Below are 13367 nucleotides of genomic sequence, written 5' to 3' on the forward strand. Positions count from 1 at the left end.
AGCGGGGATCAGGCGCTCAGAACCTTGCGGCCGCGGGCGCGGCGACGGGCGATCACCTTGCGGCCGCCAACGGTGGCCATACGGGCGCGGAAGCCATGACGACGCTTACGCACGATTTTGGACGGCTGGAACGTGCGCTTCATGGCGCCTACTCCTTAAGCTTTTCTGATGGTGACGGGAAGAAGACGCCCAGCCGATCGGCCGGGCGCCGGACCTATGAACCTGAACCGAACCGAAAGGCGCCTTACTCGGCAGCCCGGCGGCCGTTGACCATGCCGCGGCCCGTGGTACGCTCGGAGATGCGGGCGGCCTTGCCGCGCAGATCGCGCAGATAGTACAGCTTGGCGCGACGGACGGCGCCCTTGCGGACCAGCTCGATCGAGTCGATGCGCGGGGAGTACAGCGGGAACACGCGCTCCACGCCCTCGCCGTAGCTGATCTTGCGGACGGTGAACGAGGAGTTCACGCCGGCGTTCTTGCGGGCGATCACGACGCCCTCATAGGCCTGGACGCGCTCACGCGTGCCCTCGACGACCTTCACGTTCACGCGGACGGTATCGCCCGAGGAGAACTCCGGGATCGTCTTGCCACCGAGGGCCTTCTCGATCTGCTCCTGCTCGAGCTGCTGCAACAGGTTCATAGCACTACCCCTTTTCTATCGGCGCGCCTCGCGGCGGACCGTCACTCCGGTTTCGGGTCGCGCCGGCGAGCCTGCCGCCGACCCTTGTTCGTAACAGTTACTGCCGGACGGCTTGCCTGGTAGAGCGACCACAGGTCCGGCCGTCGGGCCTCCGTGATCTTCTCCGCCTCGGCCAGCCGCCAAGCCTTGACCTTCCCATGGTGACCGGACAGCAGAACCTCCGGCACCGCGCGCTCCACACCCTGCCCGTCGGTCCAGACCGCCGGCCGGGTGTAGTGGGGGTATTCGAGCAACCCCCGTTCGAAACTCTCTTCGCCCGCCGTCTCAACATTGCCCATGACGCCGGGGAGCAAGCGCACCACGGCATCCATCAGGCTGAGCGCGGCGAGTTCCCCGCCGGACAGCACGAAATCCCCGAGGCTGACCTCTTCGAGGCCGTGCGCATCGAGGACCCGCTGGTCCACCCCTTCGTACCGGCCGCAGAGCAGCGTCACCACCGGGGTGGCGGCCAGCTCCTTGACCAGCTCCTGGTTCAGCACCCGTCCGCGAGGCGACAGATAGATCGCCCGGCCGCGTCCCGGTGCCCCCACAGGTCCCGCCGTCGCAGTCAAAGCCGCGTCCAGCACGTCGGGCCGCATGACCATGCCGGCCCCTCCGCCGAAGGGGGTCTCGTCGACGGAGCGGTGTTTATCGCGCGCGAACGAGCGAATGTCCACCGATTCCAGCGCCCAGACTCCATTTTCCAACGCCTTGCCCGCCAGCGAGTGGCCGAGCGGCCCCGGAAACATTTCCGGGAACAGCGTCAGAACCTTGGCCGTCCAGACCCGCGGACCGTCGGCGCCGTGATTCACGGCCCCTCCTCCCCGCTCTGGTCCCCGCCCTCTTCACCCTCGGCCTCCTCCGCCTCGTCACCGGAACCCTCGCGGGCCTCGATCACGGCGGGAAGGTCGACGACGACGCGACCGCCCCGGACATCGACCACCGGCACGCAGGACTTGGAGAAGGGAAGCATCTCCAGCGGCCCGCCTGCGGTCCTGATCTCCAGCACGTCGCCGGCGCCGAAGTCGTAGATCGCCTTCACCGTGCCATAGACGGTCCCGTCGGCGAGTTCCGCACGCAGGCCGATCAGATCGGCATGGTAGAACTCGTCCTCGTCCTCCGTCGCCGGCAGGGCGCCACGGTCCACGTAGAGCCGCACACCTGCCAGGGCCTGCGCCTGTTCGCGGCTGGTCACCCCGTCGACCTTGGCCAGGAAGTTGTCCTTGACCATGCCCTGGAGCGTCACCGTGAACCGGCGGTTACCCGCCTCGTCCGACAGCGGGCCGTAGGTCATGATGTCGGCGGGTTCGGCGGTGAAGCTCCGCAGCTTCACCAGTCCCCGCACGCCGTGCGATCCCGCGAACTGGCCGACACAGATTTTGGCGGTCATCGAAGGAGCACCCGGCACGTCGTCACGACCTTGAACCCTGCGGCCTCAAGCTCAGCCCTCGGCGGCAGCCGCGGCGGCGGCTTCGGCCTTCAGACGCTCCTGCGCCTTGGCCTTCGGAGCCGACTTCTTCGGGGTCTCGCGGACGGCCGGCTTCTCGACCAGGCCGGCATTGGCCAGGAAGTGAACGACGCGGTCCGTCGGCTGGGCGCCGACCGACAGCCAATGCTTGGCGCGCTCGGCGTTCAGGATGATGCGCTGCTCATGCTCGCGCGGCAGCATCGGGTTGTAGGTGCCGATCTTCTCGATGAAGCGGCCGTCACGCGGGCTGCGGGCGTCCGCGATGACGATCGAGTAGAACGGACGCTTCTTCGCACCACCGCGAGCCAGACGAATCTTCAAAGCCATTGGTCGAAACTTTCTCTTCTCAAGTCAAACAGGTATCGGGTGATTTCGAGAGACGGTCGGGTCAGCCGAAAGGCCCCTTCCCGCCAAAGCCGCCGAGTCCCTTCGGCAGCAGGTTTCCGAGGCCGCCGCGCAGCATCCCCTTCTTCCCAAGCTTCTGCACCTGCTTCATCATTCCGCGCATGGTCTCGAACTGCTTCAGCAGCTTGTTGACCTCCTGCACCGAGGTGCCGGAACCGGCGGCGATGCGCTTGCGGCGCGAAGCCTTGATGATGTCGGGGTTCTTGCGCTCCGCCTTTGTCATCGAGGAGATGATCGCCTCCTGGCGCTTGATCATCCCGTCGTCGACGTTGGCGTCCTTCAGCTGGTCCTTGATCTTGCCGATGCCCGGCAGCATTCCCATCAGGCCGGACATGCCGCCCATCTTGCGGAGCTGCTTCAGCTGCATCGCCATGTCGTCGAGGTCGAAGCCCTGGCCCTTCTCCATCTTGCGGGCGAGCTTTTCGGCCTCGTCCTTGTCGATGGTCTCGACGGCCTTCTCCACCAGCGACACCACGTCGCCCATACCGAGGATTCGGCCGGCGATGCGGTCGGGGTGGAAGGGCTCCAGCGCGTCGATCTTCTCGCCGACGCCCAGCAGCTTGATCGGCTTGCCGGTGATCTGGCGCATCGACAGGGCGGCACCGCCGCGCGCGTCGCCGTCGATGCGGGTCAGCACGATGCCGGTGATGCCGACCTTGTCGTTGAAATTGGTGGCGACGGTGACGGCGTCCTGGCCGGTCATCGCGTCGGCGACCAGCAGGGTTTCCACCGGCTTCGTCGCGTCGCGGACCGCCGCGACCTCGGCCATCAGCTCCTCGTCGATGGCGAGGCGGCCGGCGGTGTCGAGCATGACGACGTCGTAGCCTTCGAGACGGCCGGTCTCGATGGCGCGCTTCGCGATGGCAACCGGGTCCTGGCCCGGCACGATCGGCAGCGTGGCGACGCCGGTCTGTTCGCCGAGAACCTTCAGCTGCTCCTGGGCGGCCGGACGGCGGACGTCCAGCGAGGCCATCAGGACCTTCTTGCGGTCCTTCGTCTTCAGGCGCAGCGCGATCTTGGCGGTGCTGGTGGTCTTGCCCGAGCCCTGGAGACCGACCATCAGGATCGGCACCGGGGCGGCGGCGTTCAGGTTGATCTCGGCGCCTTCGCCCAGCATCTCCACGAGGTTGTCGTGGACGATCTTGATGACCTGCTGGCCGGGGGTGACCGACTTCAGCACCTCCTGCCCGACGGCGCGTTCCTTCACCTGGGTGACGAACTGCTTGACGACGGGCAGGGCGACGTCAGCCTCCAGCAACGCCACGCGAACTTCGCGCAGTGCGGCGGAGACGTCCTCCTCGGTCAGCGCGCCACGGCGGCGCAGCTTGTCGAAGATGTCGCCCAGGCGTCCGGTCAGGCCTTCGAACATGCGATACTCGTTCCCCAGTTCCGGGTCCAGCGTCAGGGCCGCCACCCGCACAAGCACGAAAGCGCCAGTGCGCGAATTTCGCGGACTGGCGGAGATACCCGGCGTTGGGCCGGGGTACCCGGTCTATCGGCTTTGCAGAAGACAGGTCGGCGGACCATAGAGAAGCCGGCAGGTGGAGTCAACCGCCGCAGTCGGTCTTTTGCAGTCGTCCTTACGTCTGCCTTGCCCGGCGGCGGTTATCGGTCCCAAGCTTGTCACAAGCCATCAACCCTTAACCAAATTTTGGCGACTCTTTCGGATTATGAGCCACCAAATAGAGAAGGTATGCCGGCGATGTCGTCCGCCCAGGGCTTTGGGTCCAACAGCCCGCGAACCAAGCTGACCCAGAGCCAGCTCAACGCGATCCTGTTGCGGCACCAGGCATTCCGCAAAAGCCAGCCCGGCGGCGTGCGCGCCAACCTGAAGATGCGCGACCTGTCGCATCTCGATCTCTCCGGCATCGATCTGTCCGACGCCGACCTGTCGGGGGCGAAGCTGTTCAGCGCCCGGCTGACCGGCGCCAACCTCGCCAACGCCAACCTCTATGCCGCCGACCTGCGGCTCGCCAACCTGGAGAAGGCCGATCTGCGCCGGGCCGACCTGCGCGGCGCCTGCCTGCGCGGTGCCGTGCTGAGCGAGGCGACGCTGGTGGAGGTCGACCTGCGCGACGGCACGCTGCTGCATTACGACTCCAGCGGCGAGATGTACGCCCACGAGTATGAGGATTCCGTCCTAACATCGGAACTGACGGCGGCGACCATCCGCGGCGCCGACCTGTCGCGGGCCAAGATCGCCAACGCCTTCGTCATGCAGACCGACCTGACCGACGCCGTCCTGCGCGGCACCAAGTTCATGCGCGCCAACCTGACCGGCTCCAACCTGACCGGCTGCGACCTGACCGACGCCGACCTGACGGAGGCGAACCTGTCGGGCGCCCGGCTGTCCGGAGCGGTGATGACCGGCTGCGCCATCAACCGCACCAATTTCAGCGGCGCCACGCTGATCGGCGCCATCCTGGACGCAGCACAGATGCGCTCGCCCAACCTGCAGGCGGCGGTGCTGGCCAAGACTCTGGAGAACCCGGAAGACGACCTGCGCGAGATGCTGATGGAGCATCTGAGCTGGATCGACAGCGGCGGCAAGGCCGGCAAGCGCGCCGACCTGTCGGCGCTGGATCTGTCGGGGCGCAAGCTGGACGGCATCAACCTGTCGGCAGCGATCCTGCAATGCATCGCGCTGCGCGGCGCCAACCTGTCCGGCGCGGCGATGGCGATAGCCGACATGTCGCTGGCCGACCTGCGCAAGGCCGACCTGTCGAACGCCGATCTGCGCGGGGTGAATTTCGAACGCGCCACCCTGACCGGCGCCAACCTGACCGGCGCCCAGCTCGGCCCCGTCCATATCCAGACGATGAGCGGCCATGTCTGGCGCGCCAACCTGCAACGCGCCCGGCTCGGCATGGCGCTGCTGTGCAAGGCCGACCTGCGCAAGGCCAACCTTTCCGGCGCCAATCTCGCCGGTGCCGACCTGACCGGCGCCGACCTCAGCGAGGCCGACCTGACCGGCGCCGACCTGACCGGCGCGGTGCTGGACGGCGCCACGATGGACCAGGCGATCGTCGAGGAGGCGATCGGGCTGGCCAGCTGAGAGGTCGGTTCAGGGTTCCGGTTTCAGGCGGCCAAAGTTTTAAACGGAAGGCCCGCCCCGCCGGGCCATCCAATCGCCGGAACCGTAGACGCTGCGGACATGGTGGACCAGCAGGTTGCGGGCGTCGATCAGCTGGCCCATCCGCTCGCGGCAGGCGACGATGCCGGTGTCCGGGTGATAGACCGGCGCCAGTTCGCGGAAGCGCCGCCGCACCTGATCCTCGTCGAAGCACCATTCATTGACGAAGCCGAACAGCTGGGCGGCGTCGCGCACGTGCGTGATGCGACCGTCGAGCGGCTGGAAGGACAGGCGTTGCAGCGCATGGGCCAGCGTCTTGTTGCGGTAGCCCAGCGTCTCCACCGCGGCTTCGAGCCGGTGGACATCCTCGCCCGGCAGGATGCGGGCGCCGGGATCGGCAAGCGCCAGGGCGACGGCCAGCGCCTTGCGAATCGCACCGTCGCTGGCGTCGGTCTCTCCCACCTCCAGCAGCGCCTCCCCCTCCGGATCGCGCAGGCCCGGATCGGCACCCCCCTTCGGCGCCAGCAGCAGGGCGGCGGCGACGAGCATCGGCACCCCTGCCCCGCGGGCGGCGGCAAGCTCCAGAACGGCGGCACGGAATCGGGCGCCGCAGGGCACGGCCCGGCCGGGGGTGGGTGAGGAAACGGTCTCTTCCGGTGCGGTCATCGTCGGCGCCAACACTTGGTGGAAGCGGGCGCGAGTCTACGCAATCGCCGGAGTCGCCGCAATCGCACCGATGGACGCGGGCAGATGGATAAAAGTGGGTGGATAAAAGAGGCTGGATGACGGGGATGGAGGATCCGCTTCCGGATCACTGCGCCTTCATCGCTCCCGGCTTGGCCGGCAGCCGGTCGAGCAGTTCGCCGATATAGGCGGTCTCGTCCTTGCCGGCCATGGCGGCGAAGCCCTTCAGCATCTGGCTGCCGAAGGTGAAGACGCTGGCGAGGTCGATGCGCCACGCCCCGCCCTCGCGGACGAAATCGGCAGGGACCAGCGCCGGCCGGTTGTCGACCATCAGCAGGCCCGACGCCCGGTCGCCCTTGACCCGCACCGGCCCCAGCGCGCTGCGGGAGATGACGTTGGGTCCGAGCCAGCCGGCTTTCAGCGCATGGTTGGCGATGTCGCCGACCGACATGCGCCGCAATTCCGCCGGGCCGAGATATCGGCGCAGCCCCATGGCGGCGAAACGTTCCGCCGGCTCCAGCCGCTGCAAAGGCGCATCGCCGGGCTGGCGGGCGGCGTCACGCACCGACTCCAGCGCCTTGACCGAATTGCGGGTGAGCAGCGGGATCACCGCCGACCCGCGCTTCTCGGACAACGCCGTGCGGGCGGCGTCGAAGGTGGCGGCGACCTCGCGCTCCTCCGGCGTTTCGCGCGGCGGGGCGGCGAAGCTGGTGGATGCTGCGATCAGGACGACGAAGAAGGCGAGAAAGGCGACGCGCATACCGAAGAGAACCCGAAAACAGAGGAAAACGTCACGCCTTCTCCTCGACACCGAAAAATTCGAGCTGCCAGCGCATCTCTTCATCGGTCATCGGATAGTGCGTGCCGTCCCGAGCATTAAGCGCTGTTTTTGGCGGAATCTGGGCGAGCCGCAACTGCACCTGCCGGGCGAAGCGCATGGTCAGCCCGGCGCGCCACACCAGGGCGGTGACGGCGCGCGGCGCATGGGTGGCGACGATGCGGTCCACCACCGGCAGCGGAATCTGCGAAAGCTCCGCCAGGGCGGCCATGACGAAGCCGCGGTCGCCCTCCACCATCGAGCCCTCGATCAGCTTCTCGGTCAGCTTGCCTTCCTTGTTCAGGCGTGCCGCCTTGTCGCTGGGACGCTCGACCGGCTTCTCCGGTCCGGCGGCGCCACCGACCGCCTCCTCGCCGAAATCGACAGGGCCGAGCGGCAGGCCGGGGGTTCCTGCGGCGGCCTGCCCCACCCGCTGGCGCACCGCCTCCACCAGCCCGCGCGTCGCCTCGGGGTCGAGGTCGTCGCGGTCCTGCAACACCTTCAGCAGCTTGTCGGCGACGAAGCTGGCCAGCCGCGCCACCGCGCGGGCCGGCAGCCGCGGGCGGCGGACCAGCGGCGAATGCCAGGGTTCGTGCTGCGGCGCCTGATCGAGGATACGGTCGAGCGTCTCTTCGCGGATCTGCGCCGACGGGTTGCCGAGCAGCGCCGTCACCGCCGCCTCGTCGTCCGAGCGGGCGATGGCGTCGGCGACGGAGGCGCTGACATTGTGCCGGCTGGCGATGGCGGTCATCGCGCCGCGCACCGGCCCCTTCATGATGATGTCGGTCAGATCCTCTTCGGTGAGGATCGGCGAATGCTGCAACACGGGCGCGCAGACCGACAGCTCGACGTCGCGGGCCAGCCGGTTGATCACGCCGTGCGGGGCGTTGGGCAGGTCCTTCAACGCTTCGGCCAGGATGCCGCGCACCTCCGTCGCCTGATCGCGGGCCAGCGTCTCCAGGCATTCCACCGTCAGCCGTTCGATCTGCATCGCCTGGTCGGCCGACAGTTCCGGCAGCAGGCGGGCGATCTTCCGTGCCACCGCCTGCCGCACCATGACCTCGCGGTCCTTGGCCAGCAGCAGGTCGGCCTGCCGCGGCGTGCCGGCATTGGTGGCGATGGCGCGCCGCACCTCGGCCGCGGCATCGGCGGCGAGGAAATACAGCAGCTCCGGCCGGGTCTTGGGATGCTCGGCGACCTTCCGGCGAACGGCCGGATCCTCGCTCTGCACCATCCGCTTGGCGGATTCGTAGTCGGCGGGGTCGAAGGTCTCGGGGCGCGGATTGGCAGGCGGGGTCACGGGACAGGCTCCGCGGCGGAAACATCGGAGGAGGGTGGCTGAGCGGCCGCCCGATAGGCGGGGGCCAGGGCGAAATGACCCTTGCCGCTCTTCTTGGCGTCGTACATGGCGGCATCGGACCGGTCGGTCAACTCCCGCACCGATTCGCCGCGGCCGGGGGTGTGGACGGCAATGCCGATCGACAGGCCCAGCGGCTTTTCGGGACTGGCCGACAGGTGGGCCAGATCGCGCATGCCGTTCAGCAGCCGTTCGGCGACGATGCGGGCCTTCGCCTCGTCGGTGCGGCCCAGCCACAGCACGAACTCGTCACCGCCCAGCCGGCCCGGCAGGTCGCCCGGCCGCACCCCGGTGCTCAGCAGCGTGCCGATGGCCTTCAGCACGGCATCGCCCTGCTGGTGGCCGTGCAGGTCGTTGACCGCCTTGAAATTGTCGAGGTCGACATAGAGCAGGGCCGACGGCCCGCTGTCCGGCCGGGAGATCGACTCCTCCAACCGTTCGAAGAAGGTGCGACGGTTGAACAGTCCGGTCAGCCCGTCGCGCTCCGACAGGCGGCGCAGCCGCTCCTGGTAGGCGAGATGGGCATGCGCGATGCCGATATGGTCGGCCACGCCCGACATCAGATGGCGGTCGTCTTCGTCCCACGGCTCGGAATCGCCGGTGCGCCAGACCAGCAGCGCGCCGTTCGCCGCCTGCCGGTACTCCGTCCGCTCGCCGATCAGCTGCACGTCGCCCAGCCGGTCGGTCACCAGCCCTTCGTTGTTGGCGATGCGGTCGAGCAGGGCGGTGCCGACCTCCGGCAATTTCGCACCGAACTCCGCCACCAGCGACAGGACGACACGGCTGCCCCCATTGCCGCCGGCGGCACCCTCCTCCGCCCGATAGATGCGGCAGCCGTCGGCGCTGAGCGCCCGCGCCGTTTCGGTCGCGGCAACGGCCAGCGCTTCCGCGGCGTCGAGACGGTCGCGCAGGGTATGGACGATGTGGCCCAGCAGCCGTTCACGGTTACGGATACGCGCCAGCTCGTTGGAGCGCAGCACCTGCTCGGTCACGTCGCGGCAGACGCCGCGGGCGCCGATCCAGTCGCCCTGCACCCCGAACAGCGGCAGGGCGGAGGCGACGACGCAGGCCGGCGTGCCGTCCGCGCTCTTCAGCCACAGCTCGGTCTGGTCGATCGCCCGACGGCAGTCGAACGGCATCGGCAGGTCTTCCGCCTCCTCCAGCGCCAGACTGCGCGGGTCGCGGCCGATCAGCGCGTCGGCCGGATAGCCCAACGCGCCCTTGTGGCTGACGAAGACGAAGGTGCCGTCCGGCCCTGTCTCCCAGGCGAAGTCGGAGGAGACCTCCACCAGATCCTTGTAGCGCCGCCGCGATTCGGTCAGCGTGTGGCGCAGCTGGCGCTCCAGCGTGTCGTCGCGGCCCAGCAGCAAAAACCCGCCGTCGGGCAGCGGCACGCCGGCCCATTCGACGATCATGATCCCGCGCAGCGATTCCACCGGCACCGACCGCAGCCCCGGCGCCACGCTGGACGCCGTCAACCAGTTGCGCAGCTCCGGCAGCCAGCGCGGATCGCTGTCCATCATGTCTTCCGCCTCGGCATTCGCTTCGGCGACGGCCAGCGCCGAATCCAGCCGCAGGGCAGGGCCGGGATACAGCGCGACCAGCGTCACGGGGCCGGTCTGGCCGCCGGTGGAGGCGGAAGCGGTGGCAAAGGTACCGGTGGTCAGAAGAAGGTCCACGGCAATCCCAGAGGGCAATCCACGAGGCTTGCGGGCCACGAGGCAGGCGGAGCGGAAACCTTTGGCTGTAAACCATTACAAGGTCTGGTCTATGCTACCTCTTTAGGGGTTAATCTTCAATCAACCAACGACGCGGGGAACTCCCCATAGCGGCGGCTTGGCCAAAGGGCGGCTGCGCGCCTGCGACCATGTGAAGCGCCTTGCGGCCGGCAGGCCCCGGCCCCATTCTTGGGGGATGACCGTCCCGACCTCCCCCCAGGACAAGGCCGCCGCACCGGCGCCCAGTTCCACGACCGGTTCCACTTCCGGCCCCGCGACCGATCCTCTCGCCGCCCTGCGCGACCGTGCCGTGTGGATCTTCGACCTCGACAACACGCTCTATCCGGCCTCCTGCAACCTGTTCGCCCAGGTCGACCTCCGGATCAACGAGTTCATCGCCGCCCATTTCAACATCGGCATGGACGAGGCGCGGGTGCGGCAGAAGCAGTTCTTCCGCGAATACGGCACCACGCTGCGCGGCCTGATGATGGAGCATGACGTCGATCCGGTCGCCTACATGGACTATGTCCACGACATCGACGTGACCGGGGTCCAGCCCTCCGCCCTGCTGGCCGACGCGCTGGCGCGGCTGCCCGGCCGCAAGATCATCTACACCAACGGCTCGGTCCGCCATGCCGAGAACGTCGCCGGCCGGCTCGGCATCCTCGACCGGTTCGACGCGGTGTTCGACATCGCCGCCGGCGGCTTCGTGCCGAAGCCCGATCCCCGCCCCTATGCCACGCTGGTGGAACGCCACGGCGTCGATCCGGCCGACGCCTGCATGGTGGAGGACATCGCCCGCAACCTCGCCCCCGCCCACGCGCTGGGCATGACCACCGTCTGGGTCCGTGGCGAGAAGGAGTACGAGAAGGCCGGCGTCGGCGCCGGGGTCCACATCGACCACACCGTCGACGACCTGCCCTCCTGGCTGGCCGCGGTGGCGGGGGTTTAAGGGAGGAGTTCGGGGGCTTTGTCGCAAACCGGCCGATGCCGGCCGCGGGTATGGTTGACAGGGGCCGCGATGCGGCTCCATGGTGCCGTCCCTTGGACAATCGACAGCAGAACGACCGCGCCATGAGCCACGCCAGCCTGCAAGCCATCATCGACGCCGCCTGGGAAAACCGCGCCGATCTCACCACCGCCACCACCGGTTCGGTCCGCGACGCCGTGAATTCGGCGCTCGACGCGCTGGACGCCGGCGACCTGCGCGTCGCGGAGAAGACCGCGGACGGCTGGAAGGTCAACCAGTGGCTGAAGAAGGCGGTGCTGCTGTCCTTCCGCCTGAACGCCAACGAGATGATCCCCGGCGGCCCCGGCGGCTCCTCCTGGTACGACAAGGTGCCGCCGAAGTTCGAGGGCTGGAGCGAAGGCCAGTTCCAGAACGCCGGTTTCCGCGCCCTGCCCGGCGCCATCGCCCGCAAGTCGTCCTACGTCGCCCCCGGCGTCATCCTGATGCCGAGCTTCGTCAATGTCGGCGCCTATGTCGACAGCGGCACCATGGTCGACACCTGGGTCACCGTCGGCTCCTGCGCCCAGATCGGCAAGAACGTCCACCTGTCGGGCGGCGTCGGCATCGGCGGCGTGCTGGAGCCGTTGCAGGCCGATCCGGTCATCATCGAGGACAACTGCTTCATCGGCGCCCGCTCGGAGATCGTCGAGGGCGTGATCGTCGAGGAAGGCGCCGTCATCTCCATGGGCTGCTACATCGGCGCCTCGACCAAGATCATCGACCGCCACACCGGCGAGATCTTCATGGGCCGCGTCCCGGCCTATTCGGTCGTCGTCCCCGGCTCGCTCCCCGGCAAGCCGCTGCCCGACGGCACTCCGGGCCCGAGCCTGTACTGCTGCGTCATTATCAAGCGCGTCGACGAGAAGACCCGCTCCAAGACCGCGATCAACGACCTGCTGCGGGACTGATCCGCTTCTAAGCCCGCCCCCACCTTCCGCTCGAAACCGGTTCGAGCGGAAGGTGGGGGCGGGACCATGACTTGCGAACCCGGACCTCCCATGACCATCGACCCCGTCGCCCTCGCCCAGGATCTGATCCGCTGCCCCAGCGTCACGCCGCGCGACGACGGTGCGCTGGGCGTGCTGGAGGCGGCGCTGGCGCCGATGGGCTTCGCCTGCCACCGCCTTCGCTTCCAGCAGGAGGGAACCGAGCCGGTGGAGAACCTCTATGCCCGGCTCGGCACCGAGGGTCCGAACTTCTGCTTCGCCGGCCACACCGACGTGGTGCCGCCGGGCGACCGGGGCTGGACGGTCGATCCCTTCGCCGGCGAGGTGATGGGCGGGCGCCTGTTCGGCCGCGGTGCGGTGGACATGAAGGGCGCCATCGCCGCCTTCGTCGCCGCGGTGTCGCGCCGGCTGGAGGACGGGCCGCCCGCCGGCTCGATCAGCCTGCTGATCACCGGCGACGAGGAAGGGGTTGCGATCAACGGCACCCGCAAGGTGCTGGACTGGCTGGCCGAGCGCGGCGAGCGCATCGATGCCTGCGTGGTCGGCGAGCCGACCAATCCCAAGGCGCTGGGCGACATGATCAAGATCGGCCGGCGCGGCAGCCTGACCGGCTTCCTGACCGTGTTCGGCGCGCAGGGCCACGTCGCCTACCCGCATCTGGCCGACAACCCGCTGCCGCGGCTGGTCCGCATGCTGGCCGCCATCACCGAACACCCGATGGACGAAGGCACGGCGCATTTCCAGCCCTCCACCCTGGCGCTGACCACCATCGACGTCGACAACACGGCGACCAACGTCATTCCGGCGCAGGGCAAGGCGACCTTCAACATCCGCTTCAACGACGCCCACACCCCGGCCGGCATCGAGGCGTGGCTGCGCCGAACCTTCGATGCCGTCGGCGGCGCCTATGAGCTGGAGGTCTACTGCTCCGGCGACAGCTTCGTCACCCCGCCGGGTCCGCTGACCGAACTGGTGGCCGAGGCGGTGGAGGGGGTGACCGGACGCCGTCCGGACTATTCGACCACCGGCGGCACGTCGGACGCGCGCTTCATCAAGAATGTCTGCCCGGTGGTGGAGTTCGGGCTGGTCGGCCAGACCATGCACAAGGTGGATGAATATTGTTCGGTGGAGGATCTGCGCCAGCTGACCGCCATCTACGAGTCGATCCTGAAGGGCGTGTTCACGCGCCTTGCCGGGTGAGAGGTCTGAC

General features: G+C 68.5%; 14 protein-coding genes. 4 read left to right on the top strand and 10 right to left on the bottom strand.

The window, feature by feature from the left end:
* Nucleotides 1–8: 8 nt before the first annotated feature.
* The 6 genes from rpmH to ffh form a co-directional block, all read right to left on the bottom strand.
* On the bottom strand, nucleotides 9–143 hold the full coding sequence (gene rpmH / locus ABNQ40_RS27620; protein WP_012973146.1) for a 50S ribosomal protein L34: 135 nt from the start codon (nucleotides 141–143) through the stop codon (nucleotides 9–11).
* A gap of 101 nt (nucleotides 144–244) precedes the next feature.
* Entirely contained in the window at nucleotides 245–640 is a 396-nt protein-coding gene (gene rplS, locus ABNQ40_RS27625) for a 50S ribosomal protein L19 (protein WP_109047281.1), read from the bottom strand.
* 41 nt (nucleotides 641–681) lie between these two features.
* Complete coding sequence (gene trmD / locus ABNQ40_RS27630) at nucleotides 682–1428, bottom strand: tRNA (guanosine(37)-N1)-methyltransferase TrmD (RefSeq protein WP_247880147.1); 747 nt, start codon at nucleotides 1426–1428, stop codon at nucleotides 682–684.
* Nucleotides 1429–1487: 59 nt separating this feature from the next.
* A complete protein-coding gene (rimM, locus tag ABNQ40_RS27635; RefSeq protein ID WP_109047283.1) occupies nucleotides 1488–2069 on the bottom strand; it encodes a ribosome maturation factor RimM in 582 nt (193 codons plus the stop codon).
* Nucleotides 2070–2120: 51 nt separating this feature from the next.
* Nucleotides 2121–2474 carry a 30S ribosomal protein S16 gene (rpsP, locus tag ABNQ40_RS27640; protein WP_109047284.1) on the bottom strand — a complete coding sequence of 118 codons (354 nt, stop codon included), beginning with the start codon at nucleotides 2472–2474 and terminating at the stop codon, nucleotides 2121–2123.
* Between the two features lie 61 nt (nucleotides 2475–2535).
* Nucleotides 2536–3921, bottom strand: a complete 1386-nt coding sequence (gene ffh, locus ABNQ40_RS27645) for a signal recognition particle protein (RefSeq protein WP_109490631.1) — start codon at nucleotides 3919–3921, stop codon at nucleotides 2536–2538.
* Nucleotides 3922–4254: 333 nt separating this feature from the next.
* On the opposite strand from ffh, the gene ABNQ40_RS27650 reads away from it, so the two are divergent.
* Nucleotides 4255–5607 carry a pentapeptide repeat-containing protein gene (locus ABNQ40_RS27650; protein WP_109490632.1) on the top strand — a complete coding sequence of 451 codons (1353 nt, stop codon included), beginning with the start codon at nucleotides 4255–4257 and terminating at the stop codon, nucleotides 5605–5607.
* A gap of 39 nt (nucleotides 5608–5646) precedes the next feature.
* Here ABNQ40_RS27650 and ABNQ40_RS27655 read toward each other — a convergent pair whose 3' ends face one another.
* From ABNQ40_RS27655 to ABNQ40_RS27670, 4 genes are all read right to left on the bottom strand, one after another.
* Nucleotides 5647–6291: a hypothetical protein gene (locus ABNQ40_RS27655; protein WP_109047285.1), complete on the bottom strand. Its 645-nt coding sequence runs from the start codon at nucleotides 6289–6291 to the stop codon at nucleotides 5647–5649.
* 145 nt (nucleotides 6292–6436) lie between these two features.
* A complete protein-coding gene (locus tag ABNQ40_RS27660) occupies nucleotides 6437–7069 on the bottom strand; it encodes a hypothetical protein (protein ID WP_109047286.1) in 633 nt (210 codons plus the stop codon).
* Between the two features lie 31 nt (nucleotides 7070–7100).
* On the bottom strand, nucleotides 7101–8426 hold the full coding sequence (locus ABNQ40_RS27665) for a DUF2336 domain-containing protein (protein WP_391347989.1): 1326 nt from the start codon (nucleotides 8424–8426) through the stop codon (nucleotides 7101–7103).
* Nucleotides 8423–10162, bottom strand: a complete 1740-nt coding sequence (locus ABNQ40_RS27670; protein ID WP_391347991.1) for a diguanylate cyclase domain-containing protein — start codon at nucleotides 10160–10162, stop codon at nucleotides 8423–8425. Before ABNQ40_RS27670 ends, ABNQ40_RS27665 begins: the two co-directional genes overlap by 4 nt.
* A gap of 235 nt (nucleotides 10163–10397) precedes the next feature.
* On the opposite strand from ABNQ40_RS27670, the gene ABNQ40_RS27675 reads away from it, so the two are divergent.
* The 3 genes from ABNQ40_RS27675 to dapE all read left to right on the top strand — a co-directional run bounded on the left by ABNQ40_RS27675 (nucleotide 10398) and on the right by dapE (nucleotide 13357).
* Entirely contained in the window at nucleotides 10398–11153 is a 756-nt protein-coding gene (locus tag ABNQ40_RS27675) for a pyrimidine 5'-nucleotidase (protein WP_109047289.1), read from the top strand.
* A 122-nt stretch (nucleotides 11154–11275) separates the two neighbouring features.
* Nucleotides 11276–12118, top strand: a complete 843-nt coding sequence (gene dapD, locus ABNQ40_RS27680; protein WP_109047290.1) for a 2,3,4,5-tetrahydropyridine-2,6-dicarboxylate N-succinyltransferase — start codon at nucleotides 11276–11278, stop codon at nucleotides 12116–12118.
* 90 nt (nucleotides 12119–12208) lie between these two features.
* Nucleotides 12209–13357 carry a succinyl-diaminopimelate desuccinylase gene (gene dapE / locus ABNQ40_RS27685; RefSeq protein WP_391347994.1) on the top strand — a complete coding sequence of 383 codons (1149 nt, stop codon included), beginning with the start codon at nucleotides 12209–12211 and terminating at the stop codon, nucleotides 13355–13357.
* The last annotated feature ends 10 nt before the right edge of the window (nucleotides 13358–13367 follow it).

Source organism: Azospirillum sp. A23 (assembly GCF_042938965.1).
Classification (GTDB): domain Bacteria; phylum Pseudomonadota; class Alphaproteobacteria; order Azospirillales; family Azospirillaceae; genus Azospirillum; species Azospirillum melinis.

Bases quoted from the DNA above. Each gene is read 5' to 3' on its own strand.
- dapD (WP_109047290.1), top strand. From the start codon at position 11,276: ATGAGCCACGCCAGCCTGCAAGCCATCATCGACGCCGCCTGGGAAAAC.
- rpsP (WP_109047284.1), bottom strand. From the start codon at position 2,474: ATGGCTTTGAAGATTCGTCTGGCTCGCGGTGGTGCGAAGAAGCGTCCG.
- ffh (WP_109490631.1), bottom strand. From the start codon at position 3,921: ATGTTCGAAGGCCTGACCGGACGCCTGGGCGACATCTTCGACAAGCTG.
- ABNQ40_RS27675 (WP_109047289.1), top strand. From the start codon at position 10,398: ATGACCGTCCCGACCTCCCCCCAGGACAAGGCCGCCGCACCGGCGCCC.
- rplS (WP_109047281.1), bottom strand. From the start codon at position 640: ATGAACCTGTTGCAGCAGCTCGAGCAGGAGCAGATCGAGAAGGCCCTC.
- trmD (WP_247880147.1), bottom strand. From the start codon at position 1,428: ATGTTTCCGGGGCCGCTCGGCCACTCGCTGGCGGGCAAGGCGTTGGAA.
- ABNQ40_RS27660 (WP_109047286.1), bottom strand. From the start codon at position 7,069: ATGCGCGTCGCCTTTCTCGCCTTCTTCGTCGTCCTGATCGCAGCATCC.
- rpmH (WP_012973146.1), bottom strand. From the start codon at position 143: ATGAAGCGCACGTTCCAGCCGTCCAAAATCGTGCGTAAGCGTCGTCAT.
- ABNQ40_RS27655 (WP_109047285.1), bottom strand. From the start codon at position 6,291: ATGACCGCACCGGAAGAGACCGTTTCCTCACCCACCCCCGGCCGGGCC.
- rimM (WP_109047283.1), bottom strand. From the start codon at position 2,069: ATGACCGCCAAAATCTGTGTCGGCCAGTTCGCGGGATCGCACGGCGTG.
- dapE (WP_391347994.1), top strand. From the start codon at position 12,209: ATGACCATCGACCCCGTCGCCCTCGCCCAGGATCTGATCCGCTGCCCC.
- ABNQ40_RS27650 (WP_109490632.1), top strand. From the start codon at position 4,255: ATGTCGTCCGCCCAGGGCTTTGGGTCCAACAGCCCGCGAACCAAGCTG.